This is a genomic window from Cellulomonas sp. P2_B4 (genome assembly GCF_056404795.1).
In genome coordinates this window covers 23,958-43,443 of sequence record NZ_JBFUDI010000008.1, presented here as the reverse complement: position 1 = coordinate 43,443, position 19,486 = coordinate 23,958, and the positions used below count along the sequence as shown (strand labels likewise).

Annotated in this window: 22 protein-coding genes; 12 read left to right on the top strand and 10 right to left on the bottom strand. The window is 71.9% G+C overall.

Annotated features, from left to right (window positions below; genetic code table 11):
- Positions 1-122 precede the first annotated feature (122 nt).
- Positions 123-992, bottom strand: a complete 870-nt coding sequence (locus tag AC1DZC_RS14410) for an ABC-2 transporter permease (protein ID WP_477039890.1) — start codon at positions 990-992, stop codon at positions 123-125.
- Positions 989-1,927, bottom strand: a complete 939-nt coding sequence (locus AC1DZC_RS14405; RefSeq protein ID WP_477039891.1) for an ABC transporter ATP-binding protein — start codon at positions 1,925-1,927, stop codon at positions 989-991. Before AC1DZC_RS14405 ends, AC1DZC_RS14410 begins: the two co-directional genes overlap by 4 nt.
- A 198-nt stretch (positions 1,928-2,125) precedes the next feature.
- Between AC1DZC_RS14405 and AC1DZC_RS14400 the strand changes: the two genes are divergently transcribed.
- Together AC1DZC_RS14400 and AC1DZC_RS14395 are read left to right on the top strand one after the other, a co-directional pair.
- Positions 2,126-2,953, top strand: a complete 828-nt coding sequence (locus tag AC1DZC_RS14400) for a Bax inhibitor-1/YccA family protein (protein WP_477043733.1) — start codon at positions 2,126-2,128, stop codon at positions 2,951-2,953.
- A 94-nt stretch (positions 2,954-3,047) separates the two neighbouring features.
- Positions 3,048-4,412, top strand: coding sequence for a cystathionine beta-synthase (locus AC1DZC_RS14395; protein ID WP_477039893.1), 1,365 nt, complete (start codon positions 3,048-3,050; stop codon positions 4,410-4,412).
- A 12-nt stretch (positions 4,413-4,424) separates the two neighbouring features.
- Here AC1DZC_RS14395 and AC1DZC_RS14390 read toward each other — a convergent pair whose 3' ends face one another.
- Together AC1DZC_RS14390 and AC1DZC_RS14385 are read right to left on the bottom strand one after the other, a co-directional pair.
- Positions 4,425-4,988, bottom strand: a complete 564-nt coding sequence (locus AC1DZC_RS14390) for a TetR-like C-terminal domain-containing protein (RefSeq protein WP_477043732.1) — start codon at positions 4,986-4,988, stop codon at positions 4,425-4,427.
- Positions 4,981-5,829 (bottom strand): alpha/beta fold hydrolase, encoded by an 849-nt coding sequence (locus AC1DZC_RS14385; protein WP_477043731.1) that lies wholly within the window; start codon positions 5,827-5,829, stop codon positions 4,981-4,983. Before AC1DZC_RS14385 ends, AC1DZC_RS14390 begins: the two co-directional genes overlap by 8 nt.
- A gap of 107 nt (positions 5,830-5,936) precedes the next feature.
- Between AC1DZC_RS14385 and AC1DZC_RS14380 the strand changes: the two genes are divergently transcribed.
- From AC1DZC_RS14380 to AC1DZC_RS14370, 3 genes are read left to right on the top strand one after another with little or no spacing between them, the layout of a single operon-like run.
- A complete protein-coding gene (locus tag AC1DZC_RS14380) occupies positions 5,937-6,344 on the top strand; it encodes an FKBP-type peptidyl-prolyl cis-trans isomerase (protein ID WP_477039895.1) in 408 nt (135 codons plus the stop codon).
- 48 nt (positions 6,345-6,392) lie between these two features.
- Positions 6,393-7,208 (top strand): MerR family transcriptional regulator, encoded by an 816-nt coding sequence (locus AC1DZC_RS14375; RefSeq protein WP_477043730.1) that lies wholly within the window; start codon positions 6,393-6,395, stop codon positions 7,206-7,208.
- 34 nt (positions 7,209-7,242) lie between these two features.
- Positions 7,243-8,169 (top strand): transglutaminase-like domain-containing protein, encoded by a 927-nt coding sequence (locus tag AC1DZC_RS14370; protein WP_477043729.1) that lies wholly within the window; start codon positions 7,243-7,245, stop codon positions 8,167-8,169.
- 8 nt (positions 8,170-8,177) lie between these two features.
- On the opposite strand, the gene AC1DZC_RS14365 is transcribed toward AC1DZC_RS14370, so the two are convergent.
- Positions 8,178-9,425: a D-arabinono-1,4-lactone oxidase gene (locus AC1DZC_RS14365; RefSeq protein WP_477039898.1), complete on the bottom strand. Its 1,248-nt coding sequence runs from the start codon at positions 9,423-9,425 to the stop codon at positions 8,178-8,180.
- On the bottom strand, positions 9,422-10,273 hold the full coding sequence (locus AC1DZC_RS14360) for a CPBP family glutamic-type intramembrane protease (protein WP_477039899.1): 852 nt from the start codon (positions 10,271-10,273) through the stop codon (positions 9,422-9,424). The genes AC1DZC_RS14365 and AC1DZC_RS14360 overlap by 4 nt, the downstream gene beginning before the upstream one ends.
- A gap of 30 nt (positions 10,274-10,303) precedes the next feature.
- On the opposite strand from AC1DZC_RS14360, the gene AC1DZC_RS14355 reads away from it, so the two are divergent.
- Entirely contained in the window at positions 10,304-10,603 is a 300-nt protein-coding gene (locus tag AC1DZC_RS14355; protein ID WP_477039900.1) for an Rdx family protein, read from the top strand.
- Between the two features lie 222 nt (positions 10,604-10,825).
- Here AC1DZC_RS14355 and msrA read toward each other — a convergent pair whose 3' ends face one another.
- The gene (gene msrA, locus AC1DZC_RS14350) at positions 10,826-11,494 is read right to left on the bottom strand and encodes a peptide-methionine (S)-S-oxide reductase MsrA (RefSeq protein ID WP_477039935.1); all 669 of its coding nucleotides are present in this window, start codon (positions 11,492-11,494) and stop codon (positions 10,826-10,828) included.
- 124 nt (positions 11,495-11,618) lie between these two features.
- On the opposite strand from msrA, the gene AC1DZC_RS14345 reads away from it, so the two are divergent.
- The 3 genes from AC1DZC_RS14345 to ilvA are packed head-to-tail and all read left to right on the top strand — an operon-like array spanning position 11,619 to position 15,297.
- Positions 11,619-12,836 (top strand): cystathionine gamma-synthase, encoded by a 1,218-nt coding sequence (locus AC1DZC_RS14345; protein WP_477043728.1) that lies wholly within the window; start codon positions 11,619-11,621, stop codon positions 12,834-12,836.
- Complete coding sequence (locus AC1DZC_RS14340) at positions 12,833-14,098, top strand: AI-2E family transporter (RefSeq protein ID WP_477043727.1); 1,266 nt, start codon at positions 12,833-12,835, stop codon at positions 14,096-14,098. Before AC1DZC_RS14345 ends, AC1DZC_RS14340 begins: the two co-directional genes overlap by 4 nt.
- Positions 14,095-15,297, top strand: coding sequence for a threonine ammonia-lyase (ilvA, locus tag AC1DZC_RS14335; protein WP_477043726.1), 1,203 nt, complete (start codon positions 14,095-14,097; stop codon positions 15,295-15,297). Before AC1DZC_RS14340 ends, ilvA begins: the two co-directional genes overlap by 4 nt.
- Positions 15,298-15,475: 178 nt before the next feature.
- Here the strand turns inward: ilvA and greA are convergent, their stop codons facing one another.
- Both greA and AC1DZC_RS14325 read right to left on the bottom strand, forming a co-directional pair.
- Complete coding sequence (greA, locus tag AC1DZC_RS14330) at positions 15,476-15,961, bottom strand: transcription elongation factor GreA (RefSeq protein ID WP_477039904.1); 486 nt, start codon at positions 15,959-15,961, stop codon at positions 15,476-15,478.
- Positions 15,962-16,116: 155 nt separating this feature from the next.
- Positions 16,117-16,509, bottom strand: coding sequence for a DUF4307 domain-containing protein (locus AC1DZC_RS14325; RefSeq protein ID WP_477039905.1), 393 nt, complete (start codon positions 16,507-16,509; stop codon positions 16,117-16,119).
- A 141-nt stretch (positions 16,510-16,650) separates the two neighbouring features.
- Between AC1DZC_RS14325 and mca the strand changes: the two genes are divergently transcribed.
- From mca to AC1DZC_RS14310, 3 genes are read left to right on the top strand one after another with little or no spacing between them, the layout of a single operon-like run.
- A complete protein-coding gene (mca, locus tag AC1DZC_RS14320; RefSeq protein WP_477039936.1) occupies positions 16,651-17,508 on the top strand; it encodes a mycothiol conjugate amidase Mca in 858 nt (285 codons plus the stop codon).
- Positions 17,505-17,858 carry a hypothetical protein gene (locus AC1DZC_RS14315; RefSeq protein ID WP_477043725.1) on the top strand — a complete coding sequence of 118 codons (354 nt, stop codon included), beginning with the start codon at positions 17,505-17,507 and terminating at the stop codon, positions 17,856-17,858. The genes mca and AC1DZC_RS14315 overlap by 4 nt, the downstream gene beginning before the upstream one ends.
- Positions 17,855-18,676, top strand: a complete 822-nt coding sequence (locus AC1DZC_RS14310; protein WP_477043724.1) for a carbon-nitrogen hydrolase family protein — start codon at positions 17,855-17,857, stop codon at positions 18,674-18,676. The genes AC1DZC_RS14315 and AC1DZC_RS14310 overlap by 4 nt, the downstream gene beginning before the upstream one ends.
- Here AC1DZC_RS14310 and trhA read toward each other — a convergent pair.
- Entirely contained in the window at positions 18,669-19,376 is a 708-nt protein-coding gene (gene trhA, locus AC1DZC_RS14305; RefSeq protein ID WP_477043723.1) for a PAQR family membrane homeostasis protein TrhA, read from the bottom strand. The genes AC1DZC_RS14310 and trhA overlap by 8 nt on opposite strands.
- Between the last annotated feature and the right edge of the window lie 110 nt (positions 19,377-19,486).

Genomic DNA, 19,486 nt, shown 5'->3' with positions numbered 1-19,486 from the left:
TCGATGGAACCAGGACGCCGAGGCGCTGGAGGGTGCGCCCGAGGGGGCGCTCGGCGGGCTGGTCTGACGAGACGAACGACGGGGCGGTCCGAAGATCCGGACCGCCCCGTCGTCGTGGTGCGTCAGGCGTCGCGCTTCTTGAGCAGGACGGCCGCCGCGGTGAGGATCACGACGATCCACACGAGCAGCACGCCGTACCCCTGCCACGCCGTCAGGTCGGCACCGATCGGCGAGCTCGCCGCGGCCTCCGCGAGCTGCGCGTCGGTCTGGGTGACCTGCTGACCGGCGACGCCGGGCAGGAACGGGAACATGTAGGTGAGCGGCTTCCACGGGATCGCACCGAACAGGATCGGGGCGACGAGCAGGAGGCCGAGCACCGTCGCGACCGCCGCGGCCGAGTGCCGCAGGAGCGCACCGAGCGCGAACGCGAACAACGCGATCGTCGCGAGGTACAGCGCGGTGCCCCCGAGGGCCCGGAGCGTCTGGCCGTCCGACCAGTCGATGGAGAAGTCCTTGCTGTCGAAGAACAGCGCCTGCAGGACCGCCGAGACGGCCAGCGCGACGACCGCTGCGACGAGGACCGACACCATGAGCACGATGGCCTTGGACCACAGCACCGGGAGGCGCTTGGGCACGGCCGACAGGCTCGAGCGGATCATGCCGGTGGTGTACTCGCTGGTGATGGTCAGGGCGCCGAGGACGGCGAGCGCCAGCTGGGCGAGCGTGACGGCCACCGCGAACGGTCCGAGCGCGTCCGCGGCCTGCGAGGCGGGCGGGCCGCCCTCGGCCTCGGAGGGAGCGTTGACGAATGCCAGGCTGATCAGGACGACCAGGCTGACGGTCGCGAACAGGAAGATCCCGAGCGTCCAGATGGTCGAGCGGACCGACCAGAACTTGATCCACTCGCTGCGCAGCAGGTGCGGGAACGAGAGCTTGCCCTTGGGCGTGGCGACCGCCGGGGTGGTCGTCGGGGTGGCGACTGCAGTGCTCATCGGGAGCCCTCCTGCGTGAGCTCGGCGGGAACCTCGGACGAGTGGTACTCGACCGAGTCCTGCGTCAGGGACATGTACGCCTCCTCGAGCGAGCCGGAGACCGGCGTGAGCTCGTGCAGGACGAAGCGGTTGGCGGCGGCGAGCTCGCCCACCTGGACGGTCGTGGCGCCGGTGACGGTCAGCACGCCGGCCTCGTCCGACGTCACGGTGACCTCCGGACCCTGCAGCAGGGCGGCGATGTCGGTGGCGTGCGGAGAGACGACGCGGACCGTCTCCTTGGTGGCCTGGGCGATCACGGTCGCCGTCGGTCCGTCGGCGATGATCTTGCCGCGGCCGATGACGAGCAGGTGGTCGGCGGTGAGGGCCATCTCGCTCATGAGGTGCGAGGACAGGAACACGGTCCGGCCCTCGGAGGCGAGGTAGCGGACCAGGTTGCGGACCCACAGGACGCCCTCGGGGTCGAGCCCGTTGACCGGCTCGTCCAGAATCAGCGTGCGCGGGTCGCCGACGAGGGCGGCCGCGATGCCGAGGCGCTGGCCCATGCCGAGCGAGAACCCGCCGACGCGGCGCTTGGCCACGGCGTCCAGGCCGGTCATTGCGATGACCTCGTTGACGCGCTTGTCGCCGATGCCGTGCGTCGCCGCGATGGCGCGCAGGTGGTTGCGGGCGCTGCGACCGGTGTGCACGGCCTTGGCCTCGAGCAGGGCGCCCACCTCGGTGAGGGGGGAGTGGTGCTGGGCGTACGGCTTGCCGTTGACGATCACGGAGCCGCCCGAGGGGCGGTCAAGGCCCATGATCATGCGCATCGTGGTGGACTTCCCGGCACCGTTCGGGCCCAGGAACCCGGTCACCCGGCCCGGCTGGACGGTGAACGTGATGCCGTCCACTGCGGTCTTCGGCCCGTACCTCTTGGTCAGGCCTTGTGCCTCGATCATTTCCAGATCCTCAACTGTCGGGAGCACTGCCGAGAACGACCCTAGGTGCCGGCGACGACACCGTGCATCGACCCATGGGAGGAGGACGGCACTCCGTTCGGAGGATGCGACGTGTCGCCTGGAACGATCCCCTGCCCCAAGGCGTTCGCTACGGTGACAGACTTGTACAAACGCGCCCGATCCGTCCAGGAGGACGCCATGGCCAACCCGATCTTCGACAACAGTCCCGTCTTCCAGGACCCTGTCCAGCGCAGGGGTCAGAAGGCACCCGCGCCGCAGGACGCCGTGACGTACGCGACCACGGCCACCGCCGCGACCGACGCGGCCTCGCTCGAGGCGCTCTACGGCTCACCGTCCGCCACGAGCCGCGACACGGCCCGCATGACGTACGACGACGTCATCATGAAGACGGCCGGACTGCTCGCCGTCCTCGTGGTCGTCGGCGCCGCGACCTGGGTCCTCGCGCCGGGCCTGTGGATCCTGGGCGCGATCGTCGGCCTCGTGCTGGGCCTGGTCAACGCGTTCAAGAAGCAGCCCAGCCCGGCCCTGATCCTCCTGTACGCCGCGTTCGAGGGCATGTTCCTGGGCGGGCTGAGCAAGTTCTACGAGGAGCAGTGGGACGGGATCGTCGGGCAGGCCGTGCTGGCCACCATCTCGGTGTTCGCGGTCTCCCTGGTACTGTTCCGCTCGGGCAAGATCCGCGTGACGCCGAAGTTCCAGCGCACCGTGATCATCGGCCTCGTCGGCTACCTGGTGTTCTCGCTGATCAACGTCGTCCTGATGCTCTTCGGGGTGAACGGCGGCCAGTTCGGTCCGCTGCGCTCGGGCTGGCTCGGCGTCGCGGTCGGCCTGATCGCCGTCGCCCTGGCGGCCGCGAGCCTGATCATCGACTTCGACTCGATCAAGCGCGGCGTCGAGAAGGGCGTCCCGGCCAAGCTCGCCTGGGTGGCCGCCTTCGGCCTCGTCGTGACGCTGATCTGGCTCTACCTCGAGCTGCTGCGCATCCTCGCGATCTTCCGAAACTAGCTCCGCCCGCATGGTCTGACGGCTGCCCGGGTGCGAAGATCGCACCCGGGCAGTCGTGCGTCCGCTGCCCGGTACCCGAGCGCGACGGAGCATCGTGAAGTACGCCAAGCACATCTCTGAGCTCGTCGGCGGCACCCCGCTCGTCCAGCTCACCACGGTCACCGAGGGCATCGCGGCCACGATCCTGGCCAAGGTCGAGTACCTGAACCCCGGTGGGTCAGTGAAGGACCGGATCGCGCTGAAGATGATCGAGGCGGCCGAGGCGTCGGGGGAGCTCCAGCCCGGCGGCACGATCGTGGAGCCGACGAGCGGCAACACCGGGGTGGGTCTCGCGCTGGTCGCCCAGCGCAAGGGGTACCGCTGCGTGTTCGTCTGCCCCGACAAGGTCAGCCAGGACAAGCGCGACGTGCTGCGGGCCTACGGCGCCGAGGTCGTCGTGACCCCGACGGCGGTCGCGCCGGACCATCCCGACTCCTACTACTCCGTCTCCGACCGGCTGGTTCGCGAGATCCCGGGGGCGTGGAAGCCGAACCAGTACGCCAACCAGAACGGGCCCGCGAGCCACTACGAGTCGACGGGCCCGGAGATCTGGGCGGACACCGACGGGCTGGTCACGCACGTCGTGGCGGGCGTGGGGACGGGCGGCACCATCACCGGGACCGGGCGGTACCTCAAGGAGGTGTCCGACGGTCGCGTCGTGGTGATCGGCGCGGACCCCGCCGGCTCGGTGTACTCGGGCGGCGACGGGCGGCCGTACCTCGTCGAGGGCGTCGGGGAGGACTTCTGGCCGACGGCCTACGACCCCAGCGTCCCCGACGAGATCATCGCCGTCTCCGACGCCGACTCGTTCGCCATGACCCGGCGCCTGGCGCGCGAGGAGGGCCTCCTCGTCGGCGGCTCGTGCGGGATGGCCGTGGTGGCGGCGCTGGAGTACGCGAAGGACCTGCCGGCCGACGCGGTCGTCGTCGTGATCCTGCCCGACGGCGGCCGCGGCTACCTGTCCAAGATCTTCAACGACTCGTGGATGCGGTCGTACGGGTTCCTCGCGGCCGCCGAGGGGGCGACCGTGGCCGACGTGCTGCGGACCAAGACCGGCGCGTTGCCCGACCTCGTGCACACGCACCCCAACGAGACCGTGCGCGACGCGATCTCGATCCTGCACGAGTACGGCGTCTCGCAGATGCCCGTCGTCGGCGCGGAGCCGCCCGTGAAGATCGGTGAGGTCGCCGGGTCGGTCAGCGAGCGGGTGCTGCTGGACGCGGTGTTCTCGGGCGAGGCGCAGCTCGCCGACCGCGTCGACCGGCACATGTCGCCCGCGATGCCGTTGATCGGATCCGGTGAAGGCGTCGCGTCCGCTCGCGAAGCGCTGCAGAAGGCGGATGCCCTGATGGTGGTCGACGACGGGTCGCCGGTCGGGGTCCTCACACGACACGACCTGTTGGGGTTCCTGGCGCGGTGAGCCCCGGTGGGGTCACACGCGCAGTCGTGTGAGGCCGCCGACCAGCCCGTCGACGAGGAACGAGAAGCTCGCGTCGACGTCCTCGGGCATCCCGAACCCGCCGCCCAGCTCCAGCACGACGAACCCGTGCACCGCGGCCCGGACGGCGCGGACGGCGTCGATCCGGTTCTCGGGCGGTACGCCGAGCTGCTCGACGCCCCGCGTGAGGTCCTCGACCACCGCAGCGCTCGCGTCGCGGACGTCCTGGGCGGCCGGGTCGTGGATCCAGGCGGTGCCCTGGACGGCGTCGTAGCGGCCCGGGGTGGCACGCGCGTAGTCGCGCGTCGCGTGGCCCATCTCCGAGAGGGTGTCGAGGTCGCGCATGATCCCGGCGAGCTCCTGCACGCACACGAGCGCGACGTCGCGCCGCAGGCCCGGGAGGCCGTCGACGTGCTTGTAGAGGCTCGGCACCGCGACGCCGGCCCTGGCCGCGACCGCGGCCAGCGTGAGGTCGGCGTAGCCCGAGGGGCCACCGTCGTCGACCACGGACAGTGCCAGGTCGACGACGGCCGCGTGGTCGAGTCCGGCCCTAGGCAACGGCCTCGAACGCACTCTCGAGTCGCGGCAGGGACGCGAGGAACGCGAGCGTGTCGTCGACGACGACCTGCGGGGCCTGGTGCTGCGGGTAGTGGCCCACCTCCGGGATGAGGGTGACCTCGGCGTCCACCGCGGAGCGTAGCCAGAGGGCCTCCGCCGCCGGGTCCTTGAAGTCGGGGTCGAGGGCCCCGACGAACGCGAGGACCGGCGCGACGACCTCGCCGAGCCGCGCCTCGACCGGTGCGTGCGTGAGCTGGAGCGTCAGGTGCCGGAACGAGCGCAGGTGCCCGGGCCGCTTGAGCGACGCCTTGATGTCCGCGACGTGCTCGTCGAGCCACGGGCTCTGCGTGCCGCGCGAGAAGTAGGTGCGGTAGAGGCGGGCCCACAGGGCGGCACCCCACGGGCGTTCGAGCGCGACCCGGACCAGGCCGTGCATGGTGGCGGTCGTCGCGGCGGACGCCGGCGGGTCGCGCAGCAGCGGGCCGGTCAGCACGAGGCCCGCGACGAGGTCGGGTCGCTCGGCGGCGGCCCACGCGGCGGAGGCCGCGCCCATCGAGTTGCCGCCGACGACCGCGGGGCCGCCGAGGTGCTCGACCAGGGCGATGATGTCCTGGCCGGTGACCACGTCACCGTGCGTGGCGAACGTGGTGTCCGAGTCCCCGTGGCCGCGCAGGTCCATGCTGGCCACGCGGTACCCGGCGTCGGTCAGGGGGCCGACGACGTCCCGCCACGTGCTGCGCAGGTCTCCCATGCCGGGGACGAGAACGACGAGCGGTGCGTCGGCGGCACCGTCGAGGGTGTACGCGATGCGGCCTTCGGGGCGGTTGATGTACTGGCTCATGACTCAAAGCTAATGGCATTAGCTTTCGTCGTCAACCCCCGGATTCGGCGGCTGTCAGGGCTGGGCGGCAAGATGGGCGGGCACAGTCATCCAGCAAAGGAGTGGTCATGTCCGCAGCGCTGCCCGAGGTCTCGGGTTCCTTCGGCGAGAAGCCGACCTTGACGTTCCCGGCGGACTCGCCGTCCGGTGAGCTCGAGGTCTCGGTCCTCTCCCGCGGCGACGGCGCGCTCGTCGAGGCCGGCGACGACATCGAGGTGCACTACCTCGGTCAGTCCTGGAACGGCGGGGTCTTCGACAACTCGTACGACCGTCGCTCCTCGATCAGCTTCGGCATCGGCGTGGGCCAGGTCATCGCGGGCTGGGACGAGGGTCTCGTCGGGCAGCAGGTCGGTTCCCGCGTGCTGCTCTCGGTCCCGTCGCACCTGGGCTACGGCGACCGTGGCGTGCCGCAGGCCGGCATCAAGGGCGGCGACACGCTCGTGTTCGTCGTCGACATCGTCGGCACCAGCCACTGATCTCGTGACCGCCGGGCCCCCGCTGCGCTCGATCGGCGGGGGCCTGTCGTGTCCGAGCTGAGCATCGGGGAGTTCGCCCGACGCTCCGGGCTCTCGCTCAAGGCGTTGCGGCTCTACGACGCCCGCGGGCTCCTGCCGCCCGTCCGGGTGGATGCCGAGACCGGCTACCGGTTCTACGCGCCCGAGCAGCTCGAGCGTGCGCACACGATCGCGCTGCTGCGGCGGCTCGACATGCCGCTGACGATGATCGCCGACGTGCTGGCGCAGCCGCCCAGCCAGGTCGGGGTCACCTTGCGGGGCTGGTGGGACGGGCGTCAGCGCGACCTGTCGGAGCACGGTCCGGCGGTCGACCTGGTGCTGACGTCGCTCGGCGTCCCGTCGTTCCCCAGCCCGCCCGGCCGGTTCGGGGTGGACGACGTCGTCGTCGCCGAGATGCCGGCACGCCTCGTCGCGACGATCCAGCAGCACGTGCTCCAGGAGGACCTCGTGCCGACGATCATGGGCGACGTGACCGAGCTGCACGCCTTCCTCGACGCCGGGGGAGCGCGCTACGGCGCCGAGTACTGGGTGGTGTTCCACGGCGCCGTCGGCTTCGACGGCGACGGTCCCATCGAGGTCTGCGTGCCCTACGAGGGTCTGGTCGCACCCGCGGGCCGGATCGGACTGCGCGAGGAGCCCGCCCACACCGTCGCCTACGTGCCGGTGACCGCCGCGGAGTGCCGCTACCCGGAGATCATCGGCGCGTACGTGGCGCTGGAGACGTGGCTCGTCGGGCGGTCCGTGGTGGGCGCCGTGCGGGAGATCTACCCCGTCCCGTGGTCCGACGACGGCGTGGTCGTGCACGTCGCCCAGCCCGTCTCTTGACCCTGCCCCTGGGGCAGACGCCAGGGTGGGGCACATGCCGAACCTCGACGCCTACGCCACGCACAGCGCCTACAGCGACCCGGGCCCGTACGCGGGCCTGCTCGACACCCTCCCGACCGACTCCGGGGCCCTCCACCAGGCAGCGTGCAACGCGGTCATCCACTACCGCGGTGCCGCCGAGTCGCTGTACGCGGGCCAGGACGCGGACGTCGACCTGCGCTGGCTCGCCGACATCCTGCGGGTGACTCAGGAGCGGTCCTCCGCCCCGCTCACCGAGCCGCGCGCGCCGCACGACCAGGTCGCCGGCTGCTGCCGCGACCACACTCTGGTCGCCGTCGCGGTGCTGCGTCAGCACGGCATCCCCGCGCGCAGCCGCGTCGGGTTCGCCGGATACTTCCGGCCCGGGTTCCACCACGACCACGTGGTCGGCGAGCGGTGGGACGGCACACGCTGGGTGCGGTTCGACCCGGAGCTGAACCACGAGGAGGACTGGTTCGACTTCGACTCGCACGACCTGCCGACGGGCCACGGCGCACCCTTCGAGACGGCCGCCGAGGTGTGGCTCGCCCATCGCGCGGGCCGGACCGACGCCTCCACCTACGGCGTCGACCCGTCGCTGCCGCACCTGTGCGGGCCCGAGTTCGTCCGCGGCTACGTGGTGACCGAGCTGGCCCACCGGCAGCGTGACGAGATGCTCCTGTGGGACGTGTGGGGAGACATCGACCCCGACACGACGACTCCTGCGGAGGAGCTCGACGCGCTCGCGGACGAGATCGCCGCGCTGCTGGTCGCCGCGGACGCGGGCGACGAGGCCGCCGAGCGCACCCTCGAGCAGCGGTACGCGTCCGACCCGCGGCTGCGGGCGGCCGGCGTCGTCACGCTCTCGCCGGTCGGACGGGTGGGGGACGCGGACCTGGATGCCCGGGTCACGAGCTGGCGTGCGCGGGACGCCGTCGTCTGACCGACGCGCTACGACAGGACGTGCCGCTCCAGGAAGGCGTTGCGGAAGACGCCCTCGGGGTCGGTCCGGGCGACCAGGGCACGGAAGTCGTCCCAGCGGGGGTAGAGGCGGGCGAGGGAGCGGTCCTCGTCGGCGAAGAGCTTGCCCCAGTGCGGGCGGGCGTCGAAGGGAGCCAGGGCGGCCTCGAGCGTGGGCAGGAGGGCGGCCACCTCGTTGTCCCGCGGGTGCCAGGTGAAGTGGATGCCGACGCGGTCGCCGCCGTGCGCGGTGGAGAGCCAGAGGTCGTCTCCGGCGATCGTGCGCACCTCGCTGACCTGCAGCAGCGGGGCGATCTGGTCGCAGAGGGCACGGATCGCCTGGAGCGCCTCGACCGCTCCGGACCGAGGCACCAGGTACTCCGTCTGCAGCTCGGCACCGTTGCTGGGCGTGAAGTCGAGTCGGAAGTGCGGCAGGCGCTCGTGCCACGGACCGGGCGACGCGAGCTGGGCGGTCGTGTGGACGGGGTCGATGTCGGGCAGAGGGTGGCGCTGGGTGGTGGCTGGGGTGGCGCCGTAGAACGAGTCCCGCGGCTCGAAGGAGGGGGACACCCGGGTCTTGCGCCAGACCTGCTGGATCCCGGACCCGCGCCAGTCCGTGAACAGGCTGACCGAGCCGGCGCTCGAGGTCACGTCGTCGAGGTTGGCCAGCGCCGCGTCCCACGGCAGGTCCTCGTGCACCTCCTGCACGACGTCGTAGGTGGGCTCGATGTCGAGCGTCACCTCGACGGCGATCCCGAGAGCGCCGAGCGCCACGACCGACCCCGCGAAGTCGTCGTCCCCCCGCACGACGGACCGCAGGGAGCCGTCGGCGGACACGAGAACCAGGCCCGACACGGCGGCCGCCAGGTTCTGCGACCGGTCGCCCGAGCCGTGCGTGGCGGTGGCGACCGCACCGGCCACGGAGATGTGGGGAAGCGACGCCAGGTTGCCCAGCGCCCACCCGGCCGAGTGCAGCTCCTGGGCCAGCGTCCCGTACCGGGTCCCGGCCGAGACGGTGACCGTCCGGGCGTCGGGATCGATGCGCACCGACGAGGGCAGGCCGTCCAGGGCGACGAGCGTGCCGGGTCCGTCGGCGAGGTCGTTGAAGCAGTGCCGAGTGCCGAGCGCCCGCACACGACGGGCCGACGCGACGATCTGCGACAGCTCCTCGACGCTGCGCGGGTGCTGCACGACGGAGGCGCGGTAGGCGTAGTTGCCTGCCCAGTTGGTGAGGGTCACGGACTCACCGTAGGCGCCGTCACGAAGATGTCGAACAGGGCCGGGTCGTGGGCGTGCACCAGCACCATGAACACGAAGAGGTCGAACAGCAGGTGCACGCAGACCACGTAGGTCAGGGACGTCGTCCGTCGGAAGATCCAGCCCTGGACCAGCGCGAACGGGACCGTCAGCAGCGGCCCCCACGACCGGTAGCCGAGCTCCCACAGGAACGAGACGAACACCAGCGTCTGCAGGACGTTCGCGAGCCAGAACGGGAAGTGGGTGCGCAGGAGCGCGAGCACGATGCAGATGAAGAACAGCTCGTCCCAGATCCCCACGGCGTTCACGCCGACGAACAGCCGGGCGACGTCGCCGGGGCCGTCGAGGGCCGGCCAGTTCTGCCAGACGCCGGACCGCAGGAAGTACGCGGGCAGGATCAGGTACGCGAAGACCGCGACGGCGACCAGGTACACGGCCTGCCAGCGGTCCCAGCGGCGGCCGGTGCGGACCGGGAAGTGGATCGCGTCGTCGTGGAAGACGCGGCGGGAGAGCAGCACGGGCACGACGACCGCGAGGCCGAGCGCCACGGTGAACCGCAGCATCCCCGCGTTCGACAGGTCGGCGTGCAGCGAGATCGAGCTGACGATCGCGATGCCGAGCCCGATCAGGCCGAGGTCGCGCCCGAGGCGGCGGTCGGCCAGCAGCCCCAGGGCGATGCCGACGACGAGCGGCAGGTAGCCGAGCGGGCGCACGTGCACGGCGAAGATCAGGATCGCGGACCCGCAGACGAGCGCGGCGGCGAGGACGCGGAGCAACCCGACCGAGGGTGCCTGGTCCGTGGACGTCGACGAGGCGGAGGTCGCGGTCATGGCGACAGTCTGGTGCCGGACACTGTCTCCATGACGGACGAGACGCCCCAGCAGCTGCCCCGGATCGCCATCACCTACTGCACGCAGTGCCGCTGGCTGCTGCGCGCGGCGTGGTTCGGCCAGGAGCTCCTGACCACCTTCCAGCGCGAGCTCGGCGAGGTCGCGCTGCGTCCGTCGACGGGCGGCGGCGGGGTCTTCCGCGTCGAGGTGGACGGCGTGCTGCTCTGGGACCGCAAGGAGCAGGGCGGGTTCCCGGAGATCACCGCGCTCAAGCGGCTGGTGCGCGACGTCGTCGCACCGGACAAGCCGCTGGGCCATTCCGACGTGTGAACACCCAGGTGGACCGGGGTCCAACGCCGCGTGGACACGCGTGGACCGACCGTCGGGGCTGTCGATACGTTCTCCACGGACCGGCAGGCGTCAGCGTCGACGCCCGTCGGCCCGAAGAGCCAGATCGAGGGCGGCCGGTCACCGGCCGCGGGGGACGCGTACCGGCCCCACCTCGGACGGACGGCCGACAAGCGGGGGCGAGTCGGCCGTCCGCCCGACGGCTCAGGCTCCGGTGGGACGCGGGCAGGTGGCGCCCGTCGCGTGCACCGGGCAGTAGCCGGCGGGGAACTTGTCGAGGTACTGCTGGTGGTAGCCCTCGGCGTAGTAGAACGGGCCGGCCTCGTCGGCGGAGCGGATCTCCGTCGTGATCGTGCCGAAGCCCCGCTCGGTCAGGCGCGGCTGGAAGTCCGCGAGCGTGCTGCGCGCGGCCAGCTCCTGCTCGGGCGTCGTCGTGTAGATCGCCGAGCGGTACTGGGTGCCGGCGTCGTTGCCCTGCCGGTAGCCCTGCGTCGGGTCGTGGTTCTCCCAGAACGTGCGGATGACGTCACCGGCCGACACGACGGCCGGGTCGTACGCCACCAGGACGATCTCGGTGTGCCCGGTCATGCCGGTGCACGTCTCCTCGTAGGTGGGGAAGGGGGTGAAGCCGCCCTGGTAGCCGACGGCGGTCGTCACGACGCCGGGCAGGTTCCAGAAGGTCTTCTCTGCACCCCAGAAACAGCCCAGCGCCAGGTAGATGACCTCGGTGCCCTCGGGCCAGGGGCCCTGCAGAGGAGTGCCGAGGACGGTGTGGGTCGTGGGGATCTTGTACGCGTACGCGTCACGGCCCGCCAGAGCCCGCTCCGGGGTCACCATCGTGGTCTTGAGGGCGGATCCGAACAGCCAGTTCATGGTCTTGATCCTCTCCGGGAGCCCGGTGGTCACCTGGTCGCTCCCGGCGTGTGCAACGGTGCGGGTGGTGCCCGTGTTCCCGCGCGGGAAGCCCCGTCGAGCGGGACCGCCTAGCCTGGGGATCGTGACGGACGACGCGCAGCTCCACGAGGACGACTGGTCCAAGGCAGGTTTCTCGACGAGGGCCATCCATGCAGGTCAGGACCCGGATCCGACGACGGGTGCGGTGGTGCCGCCGATCTACGCCACCTCGACGTACAAGCAGGACGGCGTCGGCGGCCTGCGCGGCGGCTACGAGTACTCGCGGTCGGCGAACCCGACCCGGACGGCACTCGAGTCGGCGCTCGCGGCGGCCGAGGGCGGCGCCGCCGGCTTCGCGTTCGCGTCGGGCCTCGCCGCGGAGGACACCCTGCTGCGCGCGACGCTGCGGCCCGGCGACCACGTCGTCGTCCCGAACGACGCCTACGGCGGCACGTACCGCCTGATCGCGCGCGTGTTCGGGCCCTGGGGGATCGACCACACCGCGGTCGACCTCTCCGACCCGGACGCGGTCCTGGACGCCATCCAGCCCGGTCGAACGAAGGTCGTCTGGGTCGAGACGCCCACCAACCCGCTGCTCGGCATCGCCGACATCGCCACGCTCGCCGCGCACGCGCGCTCGGTCGGCGCGCTGCTCGTCGTCGACAACACGTTCGCGACGCCGTACCTGCAGCAGCCGCTCGCGCTCGGCGCCGACGTCGTCGTGCACTCGACGACGAAGTACATCGGCGGCCACTCGGACGTCGTCGGCGGGGCCCTCGTGGTCGCGGAGGGCGCGATGCTGCCGGTCGGGCTCGACGGGCCGCTGGTCGACGCGGTGCGGTTCCACCAGAACGCGTCGGGTGCGGTCGCGGGTCCGTTCGACGCCTGGCTCACGCTGCGCGGGCTCAAGACGTTGGCCGTGCGGATGGACCGGCACACGGCCAACGCGACGGCGATCGCGGCGTTCCTGGAGGGGCACGAGGCGGTGACCGAGGTGATCTACCCGGGGCTCGCGTCCCACGCCGGGCACGACGTCGCGACGAAGCAGATGAGCGGGTTCGGCGGGATGATCTCGTTCCGCACGGGATCGCAGGAGTCGGCGCTGGCGGTCTGCGCCGCGACCCGGGTGTTCACGCTCGCGGAGTCGCTCGGTGGCGTGGAGTCGCTGATCGAGCACCCGCACAAGATGACGCACGGGTCGGTCGCGGGCACGGCGCTCGAGGTTCCCGACGACCTCGTACGCCTCTCGGTCGGCATCGAGGATCTCGACGACCTCACGGCGGACCTGGCCGCCGCGCTCGCCGCCGGGCGCCCCGCATGACCGACGCGCCCACCACCAAGGGCCAACCGGTCCCGCCGTCGGTCCAGGCCGCAGCCAGCTGGTCGTGGCGGCTGCTGCTCATCGGCGCCGCGCTCGCGGTCCTGCTGTGGCTGCTCAGCGAGCTCAAGGTCGTCGTCGTGCCGATCGCGGTCGCGCTGCTGCTGACCGTGCTGCTCGCGCCGTTCGTGAACTGGCTCGACCGGACCACCAGGCTGCCCCGGGCCGCCGCGGTCGGGATCGCCGTCGTCGGCATGATCCTGGTGGTCGTCGGCCTGGTGTTCGTCGCCACCCGCTCGATCGTCAAGGGCATCGGCGAGCTGTGGGACCAGGCCGCCCAGGGCATCGACAAGCTCACCGAGTGGCTCGAGACCGGTCCGCTGCAGCTGAGCACCGACGACATCACGAAGTACGTCGACCAGATCCAGAAGTCGGCCAGCGGCGGCAGCTCCGAGCTCGTCTCGGGCGCGCTGCACGCGACGACCACGGTGGGCCACGTCGCCGCCGGCGCGCTGATCGCGCTGTTCTGCCTGTTCTTCTTCCTGCTCGACGGCCGCACCATCTGGTCCTGGGTGGTCGGTCTGCTGCCGCGCGGCTCCCGCGAGCACGTGCACCAGGCCGGTCGGCGCGGCCTGGTGACCCTCGGCGCCTACACGCGCACCCAGATCCTGGTCGCCGCGGTCGACGCGCTGGGCATCGGCCTCGGCGCCGCGCTGCTGGGCGTGCCGCTCGCGGCGCCGCTGGCGGTCATCGTCTTCCTCGGCTCGTTCGTGCCGATCGTCGGCGCCATCGTCACCGGCTCGGTCGCCGTGCTCGTCGCGCTCGTCGCCAACGGACCGGTCAACGCCCTGCTCATGCTCGCCGTCGTGCTCCTGGTGCAGCAGATCGAGGGCCACGGCCTGCAGCCGTTCCTCATGGGGCACGCGGTGTCGCTGCACCCGGTGGCCGTGCTGCTCTCGGTCGCGGCGGGGTCGTTCGTCGCGGGCATCGTCGGCGCCCTGTTCGCCGTGCCCATCGTCGCGACGCTCAACACCGTGATCCTCTACCTGCACGGGCACGACAAGTTCCCCCAGCTCGGCCGCGACGACCACGTCCCGGTGCGCGGCCGCGGGCACCCCGTGCTCGACCGCGCCATCGCGCAGGTGGCCGAGGCCGAGATGGAGCAGGAGGCGACGCTCGCCGCCGACGAGGAGAGCGAAGAGCTCCCGCCCGTCACCGACGCGGACGACACCCCGGGGCACGAGGCCGACGGGACGCCGCGATGACCGGTCTGGCCGACGTCCGCGCGGCCGCCGAGCTGCTGCAGGGCGTCACCGACACCACGCCGGTCCAGCGCAGCCGGGCGCTGTCGCACCTCGTCGGCACCGAGGTCTGGCTCAAGTGCGAGAACCTGCAGCGCACGGGCTCGTTCAAGCTGCGCGGGGCGTACGTGCGCATGGCCCGGCTCTCCGCGCAGGAGCAGTCCCGGGGCGTCGTCGCCGCGAGCGCCGGGAACCACGCGCAGGGGGTGGCGCTGGCCGCCCGGATGCTCGGCATCGAGTCGGTCGTCTTCATGCCCGTCGACGCCGCGCTGCCCAAGATCGCGGCCACCCGCGAGTACGGCGCGCGCGTCGAGCCCGTCGGGACCAGCGTCGACGAGGCGCTGCAGCACGCCCGCGAGTACGCCGACCGCACGGGCGCCGTCCTCATCCACCCGTTCGACCACGAGGACGTCGTGGCCGGGCAGGGCACGATCGCCCTCGAGATCGCCGAGCAGGTGCCGGACGTGGCGACCGTGCTGGTGCCGATCGGGGGAGGCGGACTCGCGGCGGGTGTCGTCGCGGCGCTGTCCGAGCTGCGTCCGTCGGTCCAGGTGATCGGCGTGCAGGCGGAGCGCGCGGCGTCCTACCCGGCGTCCCTCGCCGCCGGGTATCCCATCCCTGCGCCCGAGCTGCGCACCATGGCCGACGGCATCGCGGTCGGCGTCCCCGGGACCGTGCCGTTCGGCATCCTGTCCGAGCACCGGATCCCGGTCCGGACCGTATCGGAGGAGGACCTGTCGCGGGCGCTGCTGCTCGTGGCGGAGCGCGCGAAGATGCTCGTCGAACCGTCCGGGGCCGCGGCGGTCGCCTCGCTGATGGCGTCGCCGGGCGGGCTGCAGGGGCCGGTCGTCGCGATCCTGTCCGGCGGCAACATCGACCCGCTCGTCCTCATGCGCGTGGTCCGCCACGGGCTCGCGTCGGCGGGACGGTTCCTGCAGCTGCGCGTCCGCCTCGACGACACCCCCGGCGCCCTCGCGTCGCTGCTGCACGACCTGGCCGCGACCGGAGCGAACGTCATGCACGTCTCGCACGCCCGCACGGGCGCCGCGCTCGCCTTCGACGAGGTCGCCATCGAGGTCCAGGTCGAGACCAAGGGCCCGGACCACTGCACCCACGTCGTCGAGGCCCTCACCGCCGCCGGCTACCGCCTCACGGACGCCTGACCCGCAACGTCCGCACTCGTGTGTCCCATAGCCCCCACGAACGCGGACGTTGCGCCTCTGTCGACGCTGACGTCCGCACTCGTGTGGGCAATAGCCCCCACGAGCGCGGACGCTGGTGGGCAGGCACGACAGAGGCGCCGCACCCCCGCAGGGAGGCGGCGCCTCGGCGCAGGGCGGGTCAGCCCGTGAAGGGCTTGGCGTCGGTGATCGAGACCGCGATCTCGCGACCGTTCGGCGCGAGGTAGCTGGTCGAGTCACCGATCTTGGTGCCGTTGATCGCGGCGCCCAGCGGGGAGGTCGGGGAGTAGACGTCGATGTCCGACGACCCGGCGATCTCGCGCGAGCCGAGCAGGAACACCATCTCGTCGCCGGCCACGACGGCCGTCACGACCATGCCGGGCTCGACGATCCCGTTGTCCGGCGGCGTGCCGATGTGCACGTTGCGCAGCTTCTCCTTGAGCTCGCGGATGCGGGCCTCCTGCTTGCCCTGCTCCTCACGCGCCGCGTGGTAGCCGCCGTTCTCCTTGAGGTCACCCTCGTCGCGGGCGGCCGAGATGCGCGCGACGACCTCGTCGCGACCGGGCCCCTCGAGGTGGGCGAGCTCTGCAGTGAGCCGGTCGTAGGCCTCCTGCGTCAGCCAGGTGGCTGCATTCGTTTCGGTCACGATCGCTCCTTTCACACAATGCGTTGGTCAGGCCCCGGGAGGGGGCCAGAGACACGAGAACCGCCCTGTCTCGGTCGCGTCGACGAACGACGACGCCAGACCCGGGGCGGCGTGGAAACGAACAGGATAGCAAGTCACCTCACCGGCAGCCCATCTCAGGGGGTGATGTCGCACCTGTCGACGGTGCCGCTGACGGCCAGCTCGGTGGTCTGCACGGTGGCCGTGACGCGCTGCGAGGCGTCGTCCGACGGGCCTACCACCACGGAGCGCACCCCGACCTCCGCGTAGGACTCGGAGAGGGCCTTGACCTGGCAGGTCACGGTCGCGTCCTTCGGCTTGGTGACCTCGAACGTCACGTCGGTGGCCTGCGGACCCTGCACGTGGAACCCGACGTCCTTCCAGGACACGGGCTGGCCGGCGACGTTCAGGCCGATCCAGACCGTCACGGCGAGCCCGACGACCGCGAACCCCCAGATCCAGAGGCGGCGGCGCGACGGGGAGGTGGGCGCAGGACCGTAGCGGCCGGGAGGCGGCTGCAGGACGGTCACGACGTTCCTCCGGGGGCGGGCGGGTGGCGCGACAGGACCGCCGCGTGAGCGATCATTGTCTCTCGTCCAACCACCCGCTCACGCCGAGGACCGGCGGGCGGACCGAGGAGGCCTGAGGTGACCGGAGAGCGGCTGCGCCTGATGGCGGTGCACGCCCACCCCGACGACGAGTCGAGCAAGGGCGCGGCGACCACGGCGAAGTATGCGGCCGAGGGTGTCGACGTCCTGGTCGTGTCCTGCACGGGCGGGGAGCGCGGCGACGTGCTGAACCCCGGCTACGGCGAGGTCCCGGGCGGGATCGAGGGCATGCAGGCCCTGCGGCGCGACGAGATGGCCGCGGCCGCCGCGGCGCTCGGCGTGCAGCACCGCTGGCTGGGCTTCGTCGACTCGGGCCTGCCCGAGGGGGATCCGCTCCCGCCGCTGCCGGAGGGCTGCTTCGCGCTGGTCCCGCTGGAGGAGGCCGCCGCCCCGCTGGTCGAGCTCGTCCGCAGCTTCAAGCCGCACGTGATCACCACGTACGACGAGAACGGCGGCTACCCGCACCCCGACCACATCATGTGCCACAAGGTGTCGGTCGAGGCCTTCGAGGCCGCCGGCGACCCCGAGCGCTACGTCGGCCGGGGCGAGCCGTGGACGCCGTCGAAGCTCTACTACAACGGCGGCTTCTCGTTGGCGCGCATGCGCGCGATCCACGAGGCGCTGCTGGAGGCGGGCCGCGAGTCCCCGTTCGGGGAGTGGATCGAGTCGCGCGAGGCCCGCGAGACACCCGAGCGCGAGATCACCACCCGGATCGACGCCAGCGAGTACTTCGAGCAGCGGGACGCGGCGCTGCGGGCGCACGCCACGCAGATCGACCCGGACGGCTTCTTCTTCGCGATGCCGCGCGAGATCGAGCTGGCCAAGTGGCCGACCGAGGAGTACGAGCTCGCGCAGTCCCGGGTGCCGACGAACCTCCCGGAGGACGACCTGTTCGCCGGGCTGCGGGACGGCGCTTCGTGATCCGTCTGCTGGTCGAGCCGAGCCCGTCGCCGAGCGTCGCCATCGACCCCACCCAGGGCGGCTCGCCGGGCTTCCTCGGGTTCGTCTTCACGTTCCTCGTCGCGATCGCGGCCGTCTTCCTGTTCCTCTCGCTGACCAAGCAGATGCGCCGGGTCGACCGCCGCGCCAAGCAGCTGGGTCTCGACGAGGAGAAGGGCGACCCGTTCGCCGACGACGACGACAACGACCGGCCGCACCTGGACGTCGGCGTGATCGACGCGGGCGCCGGGGGACCGGACTCCGAGGTCGACGCGGACGTCCCCGTGGTGTGGGACGCGCGGGACGACGACGAGCCGGGCCGGGCGCGGTGAGCAAGCCCCCGGAGCGGCCCGCCGTCCGCGTGACGATCGGTCAGCTGGAGGTCACGGCGGACCACGGGACCAACCGCGAGATCATCAGGGACGCGTTCAAGATCGCCGCGGGGCGCCGCTCGGACCTCCTGGTCCTGCCCGAGTACGCGTCGGGGTTCAATCCGCGCGGCGTCGGGCCGGAGCACGCGGAACCGCTCGGCGGGCCGTTCGTCGCGATGCTGCGCGAGCGTGCCGCCCGGACCAAGGTCGCGGTGCTCGCCGGCACCACGCTGCCCGGCCCGGACCCCGAGCACGGCGTGAACGCGATCGTCGCGGTGGACGCGACCGGCACGCTCGTCGGGCTGTACCGCAAGGTGCACCTCTACGACGCCTTCGGCCAGCGCGAGTCCGACCGGCTCGCGGCCGGCCCGGCCGACGCCGCGCCCCTGGTGATCGAGGTCGGTGGCCTGTCGTTCGGCGTGATGACCTGCTACGACCTGCGGTTCCCGGAGTCGGCGCGCCGCCTGGTCGACGCGGGCGCGCAGGTGATCGTGGTGCCGGCGGCGTGGGCCGACGGGGAGAACAAGGCGATGCACTGGCGGGCGCTGGCCGTGGCCCGGGCGATCGAGAACACCGCGACCGTGGTGGGCGTCGGGCAGGCCGGGCGCGGGGTCGTCGGGCGGTCGATCGTCGTCGGGCCCGACGGTGTGGTGGGCATGGAGTTCGACGCGGACCCGAGCATCCGCACGGTCGACATCGACGGTGACGCGATGCTCGAGGTCCGGCTGCAGAACCCGTCGCTGGCGAACCGTCGCTACACCGTGGTGCCGATCAGCTAGACGAGTACGACGCCATCGACACCGCGATGTAGTGGCAGCCGAAGCCGACCACCGTCAGCGCGTGGAACACCTCGTGGAACCCGAACCAGCGGGGGCTCGGGTTGGGCCGCTTGGTGCCGTAGACCACCGCGCCGAGCGTGTAGGCGAGCCCGCCGAGCGCGATCCAGAACACGATCCACGGGCCGCCCGCGCGGTAGAACGACGGGAAGAACCAGACGGCGACCCAGCCGAGCGCGACGTAGACCGGCACGTAGACCCAGCGCGGGGCGCCGAGCCAGAAGACGCGCGCCAGCAGCCCGATGAGCGCGCCGGCCCAGACGACGATGAGCAGGACGCGGGCCGTGTCCGAGGGCAGCAGCAGGATCGACAGCGGCGTGTAGGTGCCCGCGATGATCAGGAAGATGTTGGTGTGGTCGAGCCGGCGCAGGACCGCGGAGGTCGTCGGCGACCAGTGCCCCCGGTGGTACAGCGCGCTGGTGCCGAAGAGCATGATCGCCGTCACCCCGAAGACGGCGCAGGACCACTTGGCGGTGGACGTCGGGGAGAGCACGACGAGCACGATCGACGCGACGACGACGAACGGGGTGACACCGAGGTGGATCCAGCCGCGCAGGTGGGGCTTGACCGCTTCGGCGACCTTGTCGACGACCTCGGGGAGGCCGCTGGCGTCCGACGAACCCGATGCGGGGGACGTGCTCATGAAGCGGATCTCGTTTCGTCGGGACCTAACTTACGATTGCGTAGGTTACGACACCGTAGGTAGCGATGTCGACCGACCTCGATCATGCCCCGAACCGCCCGGGACGACGA